12 protein-coding genes and 1 pseudogene are annotated in these 15,477 nt (G+C 73.9%); 8 read left to right on the top strand and 5 right to left on the bottom strand.

What is annotated here, in order from left to right; all coding sequences use genetic code 11:
* Together E1293_RS33705 and E1293_RS33700 are read right to left on the bottom strand one after the other, a co-directional pair.
* Positions 1–927: pseudogene (locus E1293_RS33705) on the bottom strand (FdrA family protein); the annotation flags it as partial.
* Positions 924–1,880 carry an oxamate carbamoyltransferase subunit AllH family protein gene (locus tag E1293_RS33700; RefSeq protein WP_132201862.1) on the bottom strand — a complete coding sequence of 319 codons (957 nt, stop codon included), beginning with the start codon at positions 1,878–1,880 and terminating at the stop codon, positions 924–926. The gene E1293_RS33700 and the pseudogene E1293_RS33705, both read right to left, overlap by 4 nt.
* 212 nt (positions 1,881–2,092) lie before the next feature.
* Here E1293_RS33700 and E1293_RS33695 point away from each other — a divergent pair, with 212 nt between their 5' ends.
* The 5 genes from E1293_RS33695 to cutA all read left to right on the top strand — a co-directional run bounded on the left by E1293_RS33695 (position 2,093) and on the right by cutA (position 9,201).
* Complete coding sequence (locus E1293_RS33695) at positions 2,093–3,853, top strand: PucR family transcriptional regulator (protein WP_132201860.1); 1,761 nt, start codon at positions 2,093–2,095, stop codon at positions 3,851–3,853.
* A 161-nt stretch (positions 3,854–4,014) separates the two neighbouring features.
* Positions 4,015–5,442 carry a uracil-xanthine permease family protein gene (locus E1293_RS33690; RefSeq protein WP_132201858.1) on the top strand — a complete coding sequence of 476 codons (1,428 nt, stop codon included), beginning with the start codon at positions 4,015–4,017 and terminating at the stop codon, positions 5,440–5,442.
* Complete coding sequence (locus E1293_RS33685) at positions 5,439–6,302, top strand: FAD binding domain-containing protein (RefSeq protein WP_132201856.1); 864 nt, start codon at positions 5,439–5,441, stop codon at positions 6,300–6,302. Before E1293_RS33690 ends, E1293_RS33685 begins: the two co-directional genes overlap by 4 nt.
* Positions 6,302–6,787 carry a (2Fe-2S)-binding protein gene (locus E1293_RS33680; protein WP_132201854.1) on the top strand — a complete coding sequence of 162 codons (486 nt, stop codon included), beginning with the start codon at positions 6,302–6,304 and terminating at the stop codon, positions 6,785–6,787. The genes E1293_RS33685 and E1293_RS33680 overlap by 1 nt, the downstream gene beginning before the upstream one ends.
* On the top strand, positions 6,787–9,201 hold the full coding sequence (cutA, locus tag E1293_RS33675) for an aerobic carbon-monoxide dehydrogenase large subunit (protein ID WP_132201852.1): 2,415 nt from the start codon (positions 6,787–6,789) through the stop codon (positions 9,199–9,201). Before E1293_RS33680 ends, cutA begins: the two co-directional genes overlap by 1 nt.
* 137 nt (positions 9,202–9,338) lie before the next feature.
* Here the strand turns inward: cutA and E1293_RS33670 are convergent, their stop codons facing one another.
* Positions 9,339–10,187 carry a polysaccharide deacetylase family protein gene (locus tag E1293_RS33670; RefSeq protein WP_132201850.1) on the bottom strand — a complete coding sequence of 283 codons (849 nt, stop codon included), beginning with the start codon at positions 10,185–10,187 and terminating at the stop codon, positions 9,339–9,341.
* 211 nt (positions 10,188–10,398) lie between these two features.
* Between E1293_RS33670 and E1293_RS33665 the strand changes: the two genes are divergently transcribed.
* Positions 10,399–11,022, top strand: a complete 624-nt coding sequence (locus E1293_RS33665; RefSeq protein WP_132201848.1) for an SRPBCC family protein — start codon at positions 10,399–10,401, stop codon at positions 11,020–11,022.
* Between the two features lie 16 nt (positions 11,023–11,038).
* Here the strand turns inward: E1293_RS33665 and E1293_RS33660 are convergent, their stop codons facing one another.
* Positions 11,039–11,662 (bottom strand): Pr6Pr family membrane protein, encoded by a 624-nt coding sequence (locus E1293_RS33660; protein WP_132201846.1) that lies wholly within the window; start codon positions 11,660–11,662, stop codon positions 11,039–11,041.
* Between the two features lie 155 nt (positions 11,663–11,817).
* Entirely contained in the window at positions 11,818–12,192 is a 375-nt protein-coding gene (locus E1293_RS33655) for an FKBP-type peptidyl-prolyl cis-trans isomerase (protein WP_132201844.1), read from the bottom strand.
* Between the two features lie 248 nt (positions 12,193–12,440).
* Between E1293_RS33655 and E1293_RS33650 the strand changes: the two genes are divergently transcribed.
* The gene (locus E1293_RS33650) at positions 12,441–14,477 is read left to right on the top strand and encodes a hydantoinase/oxoprolinase family protein (RefSeq protein WP_132201842.1); all 2,037 of its coding nucleotides are present in this window, start codon (positions 12,441–12,443) and stop codon (positions 14,475–14,477) included.
* Positions 14,474–15,477 (top strand): hydantoinase B/oxoprolinase family protein (locus E1293_RS33645; RefSeq protein ID WP_132201840.1); only part of this gene is annotated, 1,004 nt, incomplete at its 3' end. The genes E1293_RS33650 and E1293_RS33645, both read left to right, overlap by 4 nt.

Genomic DNA, 15,477 nt, shown 5'->3' with positions numbered 1-15,477 from the left:
CCGCGGGACGGTCCGGCCGAGCGCCTTCAGCGCCTTGCCCGCCGCCCGCGTCAGGTCGTCCTCGCCGGCCATCGGCAGCGCGAACACCACCGGCGTGTCCAGCCGCCGCGCGGCCTCCCGGATCAGGTCGAGCACCTGCGGCGCGGGCGGCTTCGAGACCAGCACGATCAGCTCGGTGCCCGGGTCGGCGTCCAGCGCCGCCAGCGCGGACAGCGCCGACCGGCCGCTCACCTCGGGCGACAGGTCCCGGCCGCCGACGCCCAGCACGTGGCTGACGCCGGTGCCCGCCGCGTCCAGCAGGCACATCAGCTGCTGCGCGCCCGTCCCGGACGCCGCGACGACGCCCACCGGACCCGGCCGCACCGCGTTCGCGAACCCCAGGCCGGCGCCGCCGACCAGCGCCGTCCCGCAGTCCGGCCCCATCACGATCAGCCCGCGCCGCGCCGCCGCCTCCTTCAGCACGATCTCCTGGGCGAGCGGCACGTTGTCACTGAAGATCATCACGTTGAGGCCGGCGTCGAGGGCGTCCATCGCCTCGGGGAACACGTGCGGCCCCGGCACCGACAGCAGCGCCACCGTGGCCTCCGCCCGCCGCGCCGCCGACCCCGTCGACCGGGCCGGCGCGGGCGCCCCGAGCACGCCCGCCCCGGCCGGCGGGCGGGACGCCTCGCGCAGCAGCCCGTCCACGGCCTCGCGCGCCTCGTCGAGCCCGCCGCCGTCCACCCGGACCGCCACGACCAGGTCGTCGGGACCGGCCTCGTCCGGCACCCCGAACCCCATCCGCTCGAACATCTCGCGGTTCAGCCCGGTGCCCATCGCCACCATCGCGTCCGCGACGCCCGGCCGGTCCGACAGCAGCCGGCTCACCCGCATGAGCGTGACCGAATCGTGGTAGCTTCCCCGCCGCACCTCGACCGATTCGTTCACGCGTGCACCCTCCGGGACGGGAGATCGGCGGCGTCGGCGAGAGCGAGCGCGGCGCGGCAGCCGGCGAGGACGCCGTGCGCCAGGTCCGCGCCCGAGGTGTGGCCCACCGCCAGCAGGCGGCGGACGGCGGCGCCCGGTGGTTCGCGGCCCGCGACGCAGCGCAGGACGGCGGCCACCTCGGCGCCCGCGTTGCCCGCCGCCGCGCAGTGCAGCAGCGTCGCGGCCAGCGCCGTCGTACGGGTGCCGGCGTCGGCGGTGACGGCGGCGCCCAGCCAGTCGGCCAGCCGCACCGCCGGCTCGCCGTGCCGGACGGCGCCGCCGACCAGCCGCAGCGCGGCCAGCAGCCCGCACAGGATGTCGTCGCCGCTCGGCGTCAGCCCGGGGCCGAGGCCCACGATCCGCTCGGCCGCCTCCACCGCGCCCGCCAGGTCGCCGGCCGCGCACGACCCGGCGAGCGAGACGGGGTCGGGATGGCCGGCCAGGCCGCCGCCCGTCAGGCCGGCGGCGGTGAGCGCGCCGGCGGCGGTCAGCTCGGCCTCCAGGGTGTGCACGCCCTTGGCGAGCGCGGCGGGCCGCATCCCGCCGAGCGCGGGCGAGGGGTCCCACCAGCGGCGGATCCGCACGTTGAGTGGGCCCGCCTCCACCCAGCCGTCGCCCACCCACGCCTCGCCGCCCTCGCGGATCGAGCGGAACGGCTGCTCGCGGCGGGTGGCCACGACCACCACGGCGTTCGGCAGCCGGCCGGCGTCGGAGGTGACGACGGCGAGCACGCGCGGCTCGAGACCGCCCCGCATCTCCAGGTACAGCGCCGCCGGGAAGACGGCGATGACGCGGGCCGCGCGGCGCGGCGGGTCGAGCACCGGCCGCAGCGCCAGGCTCGCGGCGCCGGCGGCGGGCGGCCGCCCGCCGGGCCGGGCCGGGAGCCGGATCGGGTCGCGGACGAGTGCGGTCACGGAGCCTCCCGAGGCCGGTGTCGGCGGCCGCCCCCGACGCGGACGGCCCGGCCTCCGCGACGAAGGTAGAACGGCCCCGGCATTGGACGTATGGATAAAGCTGCCAAGGATGGTTGTCATCGTTCGTCTTTGTTGTCAGTGTTGATCAGGAACAGGTAGCGATCACGCCGTAACGGGCGATGTACGCACCAAAAGGCGAGGTGACCCCTGGCATGAGTTACACCAGCGCGGACCCGGGCCCACCGGCCCTCAGGCTCGCGAGCACCGGAACACTGACCTACGGCCTGTCGGTCGGCGAGGTCCTCGGCGTCAGCACCCTGAACGGCGCCCGCCTCATCGCCGGACGGGCCGGACTCGAGCGCGTCGTGCAGCGGCTGAACGTGATGGAGGTCCCCGACATCCTGTCGTGGGTCAAACCGAACGAGCTGCTCCTGACCACCGGCTACCCACTGCGCAACACCCCCCAGTCGCTCGACAACCTGGTCGCCGACCTGGACGAGCGCGGCCTCGCGGCCCTGGCCATCAAACTGGGCCGCTACCTGGACTCGCTCCCCGCCGAGATGATCGCGCAGGCCGACCGCCGCGGCTTCCCCCTGATCCTGCTCCCGAACGACGTCGGCTTCGACGACATCCTGAACCAGGTCCTGACCGACATCCTGAACCGGCAGGCGTCCGTTCTCGCCCGCACCGAGGAGGTCCACCGCGCGCTCGTGCAGATCGTGCTGTGCGGCGGCGGCCTCCAGGAGGTCGTCGACGAGGTCGCGACGCTGCTGGACGTCGCGGTCGTGGTGCTGGACGGCGAGCAGCGCGTGCTCGCCGGCGCCGGACCGGACGAGCACGTCCAGGCGATGCGGGCGTTCGACGCCGGCCGGCACGCGGCCTGCGGGCGCGGCGGCTGCGGCATCATCGGCGCGCACGGCACCGGCGACCACCTGGCCGTGCCCGTGATGGCGGGCGGCTTCGACCACGGCCGGATCGTCGCGTTCAGCCCGGGCGGCACGCTGCGCGGCACCGACCTCGGCATCCTGGAGCGCGCCGCGACCGTCGCCGCGCTCGTGGTGACCAAGCAGCAGGCCGTCGCCGCGGTGGAGAGCAAGTACCGCGCCGACTTCCTGCGCGACATCCTCGCCGGGCGCGCCGGCGACGACGGCCGTGTCGTCGCGCACTGCGGCGGGTTCGGCTGGGACCTGGACCGCCCGATGATGGTGGTCGTCGCCGAGCTCGACGGCCGCCCGCGCGGCGCCGGGCCGGAGCCCGACGGGAAGGGGCGCGGCAAGGCGGCCGACCCCGAGGGCGCGGCGCGCGGCGTCCGCGGCGCCGAGGAGCGGGCCGCGCAGGAGCGGCTCGCCGCCGCGTGGACGACGGCCGTCCGCCGGCACGACAAGGGCGCGGCGGTCGCGAGCTTCGCGCACGAGGTCGTCGCGGTCGTCGGCGCCGACGGCGACGATCCCGCCGAGTGGACGACCGGGCCGGTCCAGGCGATGGTGAAGGAGGCCTCGTCGATCTTCGCCGAGCATCTGCCGGTGCGGCGGACGTTCTCCACCGGCATCAGCCGGACGGTGGCGTCCCCGGCCGAGCTGCCCGAGGCGTACGAGCAGGCGGTGAAGGCCGTCCGGGTCGGCCGCCAGCTGAACGGCACGGGCGCCAGGGCGCACTTCGACCAGCTCGGCGTGTACCGGCTGCTGAGCCTCGTGTCCGATCCGGACGAGCTGCACGCGTTCGTCCGCGAGACGCTCGGGGACCTGGCCGCCGACGACGAGCCGGAGCTCGTGGACCTGCGCCGCACCCTGCAGGTGCTGCTGGAGACGAACCTCAACGTCGCCGAAACCGCCCGGAGGCTGCACTTCCACTACAACACGCTGCGGTACCGCATCGGGAAGCTGGAACGGATGCTCGGAGCGTTCACCGAGGACGCGCATCTCCGCCTCAACCTCACCCTCGCCCTCCACGTGCTGCGCATGCGCGGTATCTGAGGGTAGTGTCGCCGTCGCGGTGATCCAGGACGCCGCGCCGCCGGCACGAGCCGGTCCTCCCAATCCCGGGCGCGGGCTTTGGCAGATGTCGCCGATGCCCGCCCCCGGGGGTAGATCTACCTTGCCCGCATGAGCGCGGTCGGCTGAGCAGGAGGACCCCGATGGTGATCGGCTGGAAGCTGCACGGCGACGGCAGGACGCCGCCGCCCGGGGAGGTCGTCAGGCCGGACGAGCGGCTGTCGTGGCCGCGCACCGCCGGCATCGGCGCCCAGCACGTGGTGGCGATGTTCGGGGCGACGTTCGTGTTCCCGGTCGTGATGGGCCTGGACCCCAACCTGGCGATCATGATGTCCGGGGTCGCGACGATCCTGTTCCTGCTGATCGTGGGCGGCCGGGTGCCGAGCTACCTCGGCACGAGCGCCTCGTTCGTCGGCGCGGTCGCGGCGATCCGCGCGGCGGGCGGCGACAGCGCCACCGTCACCGGCGCGATCCTCGTCGCGGGCCTGGTGCTGCTGGCGATCGGGCTGCTGATCCACTTCGCCGGCGCCGAGGTCATCCACAAGGTGTTCCCGCCCGTGGTGACGGGCGCCGTGGTCATGCTGATCGGGTTCAACCTGGCCCCGGTGGTCGCCACCGTCTACTGGCCGCAGGACCAGTGGGTCGCGCTGGCGACGCTGGCGTTCGCCGTGCTCTGCGCGGTGCTCCTGCGCGGGTTCTGGGGGCGCATCACGATCCTGCTGGCGCTGGTCTTCGGGTTCGCGCTGTCGTGGGTGCTCGACCAGACCGCCGGCAAGATCACCTCGGTGCTGCCGAGCCAGAACCTCCTGGACGGGGCGGGCAAGGCGTGCACCGCCGAGGGCCCCTACTGCGTCGCCACCGCGTTCCCGCACGACCGCGTCGACTTCACCGGCGTGAAGGGCGCCGACTGGTTCGGGTTCCCGGACCTGCACGCGCCCGACTTCAAGACCTCGGCGATCCTGCTGGCCCTGCCCGCCGTCATCGCGCTGATCGCGGAGAACACCGGGCACGTCAAGGCGGTGTCGGCGATGACCCGCGAGGACCTGGACCCCGTCCTCGGCCGCGCCATCGCCGCGGACGGCGTCGGCACCGCGCTCGCCTCCGCCGTCGGCGGCTCGCCCACCACCACCTATGCCGAGAACATCGGCGTCATGGCCGCCACCCGGATCTACTCGACGGCCGCGTACTACGTCGCCGCGATCGTCGCGATCCTGTTCGGGCTGTGCCCCAAGTTCGGCGCGCTCGTCGCCGCCACCCCGGGCGGCGTGCTCGGCGGCATCACCGTCGTCCTCTACGGCATGATCGGCCTGCTCGGCGCGAAGATCTGGATCGAGAGCCGGGTCGACTTCGCCGACCCGGTCAACCTCGTCCCGGTGGCGGCCGCGATCATTCTGGCGATCGGGAACGTGACGCTCCAGATCACCGACGACTTCCCGCTGCAGGGCATCGCGCTCGGCACCATCGCGGTCCTGGTCGGCTACCACGTCCTGAACGCGCTGCGCAGACCGGAGAGCTCGGGCGCCGGGATCATCGCGCCGTCGGAAGAGGAGATCGGCGGCCCGTCCCGGTGAAGCCGCCTCCGTTCGGCTACCACGCCCCGGCCTCCCTCGGCGAGGCGCTGGACGCGCTGGCCGCCGCGCCCGGCGGGAAGGTCCTCGCGGGCGGCCAGAGCCTCATCCCGCTGCTCAACATGCGGCTCGCCGCGCCGTCCGACCTGGTCGACATCAACCGCGTCGCCGAGCTCGACACCCTGCACGTGCGGGACGACGGCGTGCGGGTCGGCGCGCTCGCCCGGCACGCGCGGGTGGAGCGCTCGGCGGCGGCCGCCGCCGTCCAGCCGCTGCTCGGGCAGGCGCTCCGGCACGTCGCGCACCCGGTGATCCGCAACCGGGGGACGGTCGTCGGCAGCCTCGCGCACGCCGACCCCGCCGCCGAGATGCCCGCCGTCCTCGCCGTCCTCGGCGGGACGGTCGAGGCCGCGTCGGCCCGGGGCCGCCGCACGATCCCGGCCGCCGACTTCTTCCTCGGGCCGCTCGAATCGGCACTGGACCCCGGCGAGCTGGCCGTCGCCGCGTTCTTCCCGGCCGCACCGCCCCGCACCGGGACCGCGTTCGCCGAGACGGCCCGCCGGCACGGCGACTACGCGCTGTCCGGCGTCGCGGCCGTCGTCTCCCTCGACGAGGACCTGCGGGTCGGCGACGCCCGCGCCGGCTACCTCGGCATCGCCGGGACGCCCCTCGTCCTCGACCTGACCGAGGCCGCCGGGCACCACGGCGACTGGGCGGCCGCCGCCGCCCACGTCCGGGAGCGCATCGACCCGGAACCCGACATCCACGCCGGCGCGGCCTACCGGCGGCATCTCACCGGCGTGCTCACCGAGCGCGCCCTCAACGCCGCGGCGGCCGACGCGCTGCGGAAGGCGGAGGACTGATGGAGGAGAGCTTCGAGGTCGCGCTGACCGTCAACGGGACGCACCGCACGGCCCGCGTCCCGGCGCGGCGGCTGCTGTCGGACCTGCTCCGGCACGACCTCGGGCTCACCGGCACGCACGTCGGCTGCGAGCACGGCGTCTGCGGCTGCTGCACCGTCCTGCTGGACGGGGAGCCGGTCCGGTCGTGCCTCATGTTCGCCGTCACCGCCGCCGGCCACGAGGTCACCACCGTGGAGGGGCTCGCCGCCGAGGACGGGACGCCGTCGCCGGTGCAGCGCGCCTTCCGCGACTGCCACGGGCTGCAGTGCGGCTTCTGCACGCCCGGGTTCCTGTGCACGGTGACGGCGCTGCTGCGGGAGACGCCGCACCCGACGGAGGACCAGGTCCTGGAGGGGATCTCGGGGAACCTGTGCCGGTGCACCGGGTACCAGAACATCGTCAAGTCGGTGCACCGCGCCGCCGACCTGCTCTCTGAGGAGTCGTGATGGGCACCCGGGTGTTCGGCGAACCGGTCAAGCGGCGCGAGGACGGCAGGCTCCTCACCGGGCGCGGCCGCTTTCTGGACGACCTCGGGCGGGACGCCCTGGCGGCGGCGTTCGCCCGGTCCCCGCACGCGCACGCCCGCATCGCCGACATCGACGTGTCGGAGGCGCTCGACGTCGACGGCCTCGTCGCCATCTACACCTGGGAGGACCTTCCCGGCCGGGTCGGCGAGCCGCTGCCGCTGCTCATCCCGCACCCGGCGCTGACGCACGGCCGCACCGGGTACCCGCTCGCCCGCGACGTCGTCCGGCACGTCGGCGAGCCCGTCGCGATGGTCGTCGCCCGGGACCGCTACCTGGCCGAGGACGCCGCCGAGCGCATCCGCGTCGAGTACGAGCCGCTGCCCGCCGTCGTCGGCATCGAGACGGCGTCGCGCGCCGAGCACCTCGTGCACGACGACGTGCCGGGCAACGTGGGGGCCGTCCTCGTCCAGGAGAACGGGGACGCGCCCGCCGCGATCGAGGCGGCGCCGCACGTGCTGGAGTTCAGCCTGTCCATCGAGCGCAGCGCGTCGATGCCGCTGGAGGGGCGGGGCGTGTACGCGCGGTGGGACGCCGACGACGGGTCGCTGCGCGTGTACTCCTCCACGCAGGCGTCCACCAGCGTGCGGGCCGCGATCGCCGCGCGGCTCGGGCTGCCGAACGGCAAGGTCGAGGTGGTCGCCCCGGACGTCGGCGGCGGCTTCGGCGTGAAGATCGTCCACCCGTGGCCGGAGGAGGTGCTCGTCCCGTGGGCGGCGCGGCTCCTCGACCGCGAGATCAAGTGGACCGAGGACCGCCGCGAGCACTTCGTGGCCGCCGCCCACGAGCGCGGCCAGCTCCAGGACGTGCGGGTCGGGTTCGACGACGAGGGCCGCGTCCTCGGCCTGGACGTGCGGATCCGGCACGACCACGGCGCCTACACCCCGTACGGGATCATCATCCCGATCGTCACGTCCACCCAGCTGCTCGGCCCGTACAGGATCGGCGCGTACCGGGCGGAGGTCGTCAGCCTCTACACCAACACGCTGATCGTCACGCCGTACCGGGGCGCGGGCCGCCCGCAGGGCGTGTTCTGCATGGAGCGGACGATGGACCGCATCGCCCGCCACCTCGGCCGCGACCGCGCCGACGTGCGCGCCGCCAATTTCATCCAGCCCGACGAGTTCCCCTACGACCAGGGCCTCACCTTCCAGGACGGCCGCCCGCTGATCTACGACTCGGGCGACTACCCGGAGCTGCTCCGCAAGGCGCGGGAGCTGATCGGCTGGGACGGCTTCGGGGCCGAGCGCTCCGCCGCCGCGGCCCGGGGCCGCCGCCTCGGCATCGGCCTCGGCGTCTACGTGGAGGGGACGGGCGTCGGCCCCTACGAGGGCGGGCACGTCGAGATCGACACCGCCGGGCGGGTGCACGTGTCGACCGGGCTGACCTCGCAGGGCCAGAGCCACGAGACGGTGTTCGCGCAGATCGCCGCCGCCGAGCTGGGCGTCCCCATCGGGGACGTGCAGGTCACGACGGGCGACACGCGGCGGTTCGGGTACGCGGTCGGCACGTTCGCGTCCCGCGCGGCGGTGATGAGCGGCAACGCGATCGCGCTGGCCTGCCGGAAGGTCCGCGACAAGGCGCTGCGCATCGCGGGGGAGGCCCTGGAGGCCGACCCGCGCGACCTGGACATCACCGACGGCGTCGTGCACGTGCGCGGCGACATGTCGGCGTCGGTCCCGCTGCGGACGGTCGCGGTGCTGTCGAACCCGCTGCGGTACGCGTTCGACGAGGAGGCCGCCGCGGCGACGCAGTTCGCGGTCGGCCGCCCGGCCACCGAGCCGCCGGTCGCGTCCGGCGACGAGCCGGGGCTGGAGGGACGCGACTACTACTCGCCCGTCCGGTCGACGTTCGCGGCCGGGGCGCACGCCGCGATCGTGGAGGTCGACCCGGACACGGCGGAGATCGCGATCCTGCGGTACGCGGTCGTCCACGACTGCGGGCGGCTCATCAACCCGATGGTGGTCGAGGGCCAGATCCACGGCGGTGTCGCGCAGGGCGTCGGCGGCGCGCTGTACGAGCGGATGGTGTACGACGAGTCGGGCCAGCTGCTCAACGCGTCGTTCATGGACTTCCTGATGCCGTACGCGACGGAGATCCCGCGCATCGAGACCGACCACCTGGAGACGCCGTCGCCGCTGAACCCGCTCGGCATCAAGGGCGCGGGGGAGGCCGGCGTCATCCCGGTGTCGGCCGTGATCGCGTCGGCGGTCGAGGACGCGGAGGGCGTCCGCGTGGACGCGATGCCGCTCTCCCCGGACGCCCTCTACACCCTCCGCGAGCGCGCCGCGCAGGACCCGTCGCTGCGCGTACCCGAAGGCGCGAGAATCGTCTGACGCACCTCGGCACGTGGGCGGGTGCTGGCGGGGTCGGCTCGGGTAGCGGGGGACCTCAACCCCGCCAGCGTGTTGACCCTAGTCAACGTCTACCTGGGGTTTCGGCCTAACCGGGATTCCTCCGGGAAGGTCGCTTTTCAGGTGTGGGCGGCTTTGGCCGGGGCGTTGCCGCCGAGGGATTCCGGCAGGTAGTTCTGGACGGCGGCGGGCTTGAACCCGGCCTGCCTGATCCAGCCGAGGATCATCTGGAACTCCTGGGCGAGGCCCTTGCGGTAGTGCATGAGGATGATGTCGCCGGGCTTGAACCCTTTGCCGCCGTCGCCGCGCGCGAAGCCGTTGAAGCCGACTTTGGGTCCGGTGGTGCCGTTGTAGAACTCCGCCGACCACAGCAGGATCGATTTGATGCCGCACTCCTTGGCGACCTGCTTGGTGGTCTTGTTGAAGCTGCCGAACGGGGGCCGGAAGATCTGGGGCCGCCGCCCGTACTGCTTCTGGATCGCGTCCGAGGAGTCGCAGATCTCCTTCTTCTGCGCCTCGGCGCCGAGCGTCGCCATGTTGGGGTGGGTGACGGTGTGGTTCTCCATCGGCGAGCCGGCGTTGCGCATGGCCCAGAAGTACTGCCCCTGCCCCTTGATGTAGGTGGAGGTCAGGAACGTCAGGATCGGGACCTTCTCCTTGCGGACGAGGTTCACGAACTCCGAGTCGTAGGTGTAGCCGTCGTCGATGGTCAGGAAGACGACGCGGTCCTGCGTCTCGATGTGGTCGATGACCGGCGGCAGGCCGTCGGGGGAGGGCTGCGGCATCGTCCAGGATCCGGGTTTCGGCGTCGCCCACTGGTGATCGCCGAGGACGGAGGCGAGCTGGGTCCGCATCGAGGGTCCGGAGTCGCCCGGCTGGGCGGCGGCGGTCAGCACGGGCCAGCCGCCCGCGGCCAGGCCGAGCACTCCGGCGGCGACCATGGCGATCACGGGAGTCTTCCCTCGCATCTGCCACGTACTCCGTTCGGTGGGGGGTCTTCAGTTGGGGGGTTCCGCTTCGGTTGACGCGCGAGTGGCGACCGGGGTTCGCACTCGCCGAAACCTGCCGGACATATCTGATCATTCCAGGCCGCCCGGGGCGCGCATCTGCCCAATGCTCGGCGTGTACTCGGCAGATGTTGCCGTTCGGCGGCGCGGCGGCGTTCTCTAAAGTCGGGTCATGCAGCTCACCGGCAGTGCCAGCGTCGCCGCGCCGCTCGACCGCGTCTGGGACGCGCTCCAGAACCCGGCCGTGCTCGCCAGGACGATCCCCGGGTGCCGCTCCCTGGAGGAGACGGGCCCCGACACCTACCGCATGACCGTCACCGCGGGCGTCGCCTCGATCCAGGGCACCTATGTGGGACGGGTCGAGCTCGCCGAACCCGACCCGCCGCGCTCGTTCGTGCTGCGGGCCCAGGGGCAGGGCGCGCCCGGCACGGTCGACGCCACGGTCCGCGTCCGGCTGTCGGACGGCGAGGGAGCGACCCGCATCGACTACGACGCGGACGCGGTCGTCGGGGGGATGGTCGGCGGCGTCGGGCAGCGGATGCTGGGCAGCGTCGCCAAGCGCACCGCTGGCGAGTTCTTCGCCGCCGTCGAACGCGACCTCACCGCGGCCCCGGCGGCGGAACCCGCGCCCGCCGCCGCACCGCCCGCGTCCGGCGCCGTCTACGCGGGGCGCGCCGCGGCCGTCCCGGAGCGGGCGCCCGCGGCCTTGCCGATGGCCGCCGCGTTCGTCACCGGCGGAGCCGTCGCGCTGGCCGGCGCCGCCCTCGGCTACCTGCTCGGCCGGCGGTCCCGCTGACCCGCGTCCGGCCGGCTCACGTCCGGGCCTCGCGCATCGCCGGCGTGAACAGGGCGCGCCGATGCAGGTCGGCCCACCCGATGAGGACCGCCGCCAGCACGACGAACATCGCCGCGATGAGGGACGTGTAGGACGTGAACACGCCGTACCCGTACCGCGGCGCGTCCAGGAACGGGTACGGATACCAGGACGTGGCGCTGCCGTGCGCCATCGTGTAGCCGAGGTAGGCGAGCGGGAACGCGAGCCAGCCGAGCAGCGTCCGCCAGCCGCGCAGCCGGTGCGCGGTCGCGAACAGCAGCCAGTCGAGCGGGACGGCGACGGGCACGACGCGGTGCTGCGCCCAGTCCGTCCAGCCGTCGACCCGGCCGCCCATGACCAGCGCGTACACGACGCCGGTGATCGCGAGGTAGAGGGCGGCGGCGCCGCGCAGCCAGTCGACCCGGGGCCGCCCGTGCAGGCCGGGGACGGCGCCGGCCAGCAGCGCCGCGCCGCCGATCAGGTTGCTGAGGGTCGTGAAGTAGCTGAGGAAGTCGACGGCGCTCAGCGCCGGCCGCGCCTCGTACCCGGCCGCGACGCCGGCCAGCGCGAACAGCCCCAGCCCGGCGCGCCACGCGCTCTTGGAGGCGCGGGCGCGGCTCACGCGGGGCGCCGCCCGGACTGGACTCCGATCATGAGGTCCTGCTTACCGGACGTCCCGGCCCCGGGAACGGCTGCGGCGGGCGCCCCGGGCCGATTTTCACCCCGGGTTGCCCGCCGCTTTGACCGCGGCCAGATCGCCGCGCTAGATCACCGCCGCTAGCTCACGCCGACCAGGTCGACGACGAAGATCAGCGTCTCGCCGGGCTTGATGGCCGGGCTCGGGCTGCGGTCGCCGTAGGCGAGATGCGGCGGGATGACCAGCTTGCGGCGGCCGCCGACCTTCATCCCGGCGATGCCCATGTCCCAGCCCTTGATGACGCGGCCGGAGCCGAGCTGGAAGTCCAGGGTGCCGCCGCGGTTCCAGGACGCGTCGAACTCCTCGCCGCTCGACCACGACACGCCGACGTAGTGCATCGACACGGTCGAGCCCTTGGCGGCCTCGGGGCCGTCGCCCTCGGTGATGTCGGTGATGTCGAGGTAGGTGGGCGGCTGTCCCTCGGGGAAGTCGATCTCGGGGCGTTCAAGCGCCATGAACGGGCTCCAGCGGTCTCATCGAATGTGAAGTACAGGAAGGACTCAGCCTAGAGCCTGTCTCGCAGTGGCCCCAGCCACGCGCGAGTGCGTTACCTGGCCGGTGAGGCGATGCCGGAGGCGAGCCTCGCCGGGCAGATCGCGAAGCGATGCCGCACTCGCACAGGGCCCGGTTGCGGCGCGAACCCCAGGCGAGCGCCGCAGGCCGGGACTTCAAAAACACGGCGGCGTCCGGTAGACCCATGGTCATGGCGAGGCGGCTGCGGATCGGGATCGACACGGGCGGGACGTTCACCGACGTCGTCGCGCTGGACGAGGACGGGGGCCTGACCACCACCAAGACGCCCTCGACGCCCGCCGACCCGGCGGAGGGGTTCGCGGACGGCGTCGCGAAGGTCCTCGGCCTGGCCGGCGCGGAGCCGGGGGACGTCGCGGCGCTGTCGCACGGCACGACGGTCGCGACGAACCGGCTGCTGGAGGACCGCGTCGACGACCTCGGCTTCATCACGACCGAGGGCTTCGAGTCCGTGCTGGAGATCGCCCGGCAGAGCGTCCCCGACGGTTACGGCAACAGCTACTTCTGGGTGAAGCCGCCGCGGATCGTCCCCGTGCACCGGGTGCGGGCGGTCGGCGGGCGGCTCGACCACACCGGCGCGGAGCTGCGCCCGTTCGACGAGGAGTCGGCGGCGCGGGCGGCCCGCTGGTTCCGCGACCAGGGCGTCCTCGCGATCGGGGTGTGCTTCCTGCACTCCTACGCCGACCCGTCGCACGAGCTGGCGATGCGGGAGGTGCTGCGCCGCGAGCACCCGGACGCGGTCGTGTCGCTGTCGTGCGAGGTGCTGCGCGAGTACCGCGAGTACGAGCGGTCGGTGACGACGCTCGTGGACGCCGCCGTCAAACCCGCGATGAACGGCTACCTCGCGCGGATCGCCGAGCGCGTCGCGTCCCGGCTGCTGGTGATGAAGAGCAACGGCGGCGTGCTGTCGGCGGAGGAGGTCGCCCGGCAGCCGATCACCACGGTGCTGTCGGGCCCGGCGGCGGGCGCGCTCGGGGCGGCGTTCGTCGTCTCCTACAGCGGCCACGGCTCGGTCGTGACGCTGGACGGCGGCGGGACGTCCACCGATGTCGCCGTCGTCCTGGACGGCGAACCGACCCTCACCACCGAGGGCGCGGTCGGCCGCCACCCCGTCAAGATCCCGATGATCGACATCGTGACCGTCGGCGCGGGCGGCGGGTCGGTCGCCTGGCGGTCGCCGGAGGGCGCGCTGAAGGTCGGGCCGCGCAGCGCCGGCGCCGACCCCGGGCCGCGCTGCTACGGGCGCGGCGGCCACGAGGTGACGGTGACCGACGCGCACGCCGTCCTCGGCCGCATCCCGCCGCACCTGCTCGGCGGCGAGGTGCCCCTGGACGTGGACGCCGCCCGCGCGGGACTCGGCGCCCTCGCCGAGGACCTGGGCCTGTCCGTCGAGCGGGCCGCCGCCGGGATCCTGGAGATCTCCGCGTGGAACCAGGCCAACGCCATCCGGCAGATCACCGTGAAGCGCGGCCTGGACGTCCGCGACTACCCCCTGGTCGCGTTCGGCGGCTCCGGCCCGCTGCTCGCCTGCCGCCTCCTCGACGTCCTCGGCCTGCCCGCCGCCGTCATCCCAGAGAACCCCGGCAACCTGTCGGCGTTCGGCCTCCTCACCGTGGACGTGAAGAACGACCACGTCCGGACCCGGGTCGTCCGCGACGCCGAACTCGACCCGGCGCTGCTGGACGAGGTCTACGCCGACCTCGAAGCGGAGGCCGCCGATGCCCTCGCCCGCGAGGGCTTCCCGGACGACCGCCGCCGCTTCGCCCGCTCGGCCGACCTGCGCTACTACGGGCAGGCGTTCGAGGTGCGGGTCGCCGCCCCCGCCGGACCGCCGGACGAGGCGCTGCGCACCGAGGTCGTCCGCCGGTTCCACGACGCCCACGAGGCCCAGTACGGGTACTGCTACCGGGACGACCCGCGCCACCCGGTCGAATGGGTCAACCTGCGCGTCTCCGGCATCGGCCCGATCGAGCGCCCGCGCCTGGCGGAACGTCCACCGGGCGGCGAGCGGCCCCGGGCCCGCATCGGAATGCGGACGGTCTACTTCGACGCCTGGGAGGAGACGGCGGTCTTCGGACGCGACCAGCTCGCCCCCGGCGACACGATCAAGGGCCCGGCCGTCATCGAGGAGTTCGGTTCGACGCTGCCCCTGCACCCCGGCTTCACGGCCCGCCTCGACGGCTACGGCAACCTGGTGGTGACCCGATGATCGACCCGATCCTGCTGGAGATCGTCGAGGGGACGCTCGCGTCCGTGGAACGCGAGGTCGAGACGGCCATCGCCCGCACGGCCCGCTCCCCGATGATCCGCGACGCGCACGACTTCCGCGCCGGCATCCACGACCGCCGCCTCCGCAAGCTCACCGGCCGCTCCTACTCGGCGCTCGTCCAGCCGGTCGCGCGCGACTTCCCGCCGGACGAGATGCGTCCCGGCGACGTGTTCTTCCACAACGACGTGTACCTGTCGGAAGGCGGCATCGGCCACCTCCCGGACCTCTGCGTCACGGTCCCGGTGTTCCACGACGACGCGGTGGTCGCCTTCGTCCAGGCGTTCGGCCACCACGACGACATCGGCGGCGCCGTGCCCGGGTCGATGCCGAGCCACGCCCGCAGCGCGTTCGAGGAGGGCCTGATGGTCCCGCCGATCAAGCTGTGGGACCGGGGCGTCCCCAATGAGGCGGCCCTGACGATCATGACCCGCAACTCGCGGATGCCCGACTCCCTCGCCGGCGACCTGGACGCCGAATGCTCCGCGTGCCTGATGGGCGCCCGCCGCCTCGGCGACCTGTTCGCCCGCTACGGCCGCGCCGACGTCGAGGCGTGCTTCGACGCGATCATCGACCGCACGACCGAGACGTTCCGCCGCGAGCTCCTCGCCAAGATCCCGGACGGCACGTTCGTCTGGGAGGACTACGCCGAGCACGACGGCGTGGACCCGCCCCGCCTGCACGCCCAGCGCATCACGCTGACCGTCGACAAGGCCGCCGCCGTCCCCCTGGTCATCGACTTCACCGGCACATCGCCCCAAGCCAAAGGCCCCATCAACCACGCGGGCGACTACGCCGACGGCGTCTTCCTGAAGAAGTGGCTGGCGCCCGTCCTGCGCAACCTGGCCGACACCCCGGAACGCGCGGCCGAACTCGACGTCAACGAAGGCGTCGTCCCCCTGATCGAGATGCGCTTCCCGGAGAAGGGCACCCTCCTCACCCC

The organism is Actinomadura darangshiensis (assembly GCF_004349235.1).
In the GTDB taxonomy this organism is placed as follows: domain Bacteria; phylum Actinomycetota; class Actinomycetes; order Streptosporangiales; family Streptosporangiaceae; genus Spirillospora; species Spirillospora darangshiensis.
Note: the sequence above shows the minus strand (reverse complement) of the source record. Positions and strands in the feature narration are given on the sequence as shown.

Bases quoted from the DNA above. Each gene is read 5' to 3' on its own strand.
- E1293_RS33695 (WP_132201860.1), top strand. From the start codon at position 2,093: ATGAGTTACACCAGCGCGGACCCGGGCCCACCGGCCCTCAGGCTCGCG.
- E1293_RS33690 (WP_132201858.1), top strand. From the start codon at position 4,015: ATGGTGATCGGCTGGAAGCTGCACGGCGACGGCAGGACGCCGCCGCCC.
- E1293_RS33680 (WP_132201854.1), top strand. From the start codon at position 6,302: ATGGAGGAGAGCTTCGAGGTCGCGCTGACCGTCAACGGGACGCACCGC.
- cutA (WP_132201852.1), top strand. From the start codon at position 6,787: ATGGGCACCCGGGTGTTCGGCGAACCGGTCAAGCGGCGCGAGGACGGC.
- E1293_RS33670 (WP_132201850.1), bottom strand. From the start codon at position 10,187: ATGCGAGGGAAGACTCCCGTGATCGCCATGGTCGCCGCCGGAGTGCTC.
- E1293_RS33665 (WP_132201848.1), top strand. From the start codon at position 10,399: ATGCAGCTCACCGGCAGTGCCAGCGTCGCCGCGCCGCTCGACCGCGTC.
- E1293_RS33655 (WP_132201844.1), bottom strand. From the start codon at position 12,192: ATGGCGCTTGAACGCCCCGAGATCGACTTCCCCGAGGGACAGCCGCCC.
- E1293_RS33650 (WP_132201842.1), top strand. From the start codon at position 12,441: ATGGCGAGGCGGCTGCGGATCGGGATCGACACGGGCGGGACGTTCACC.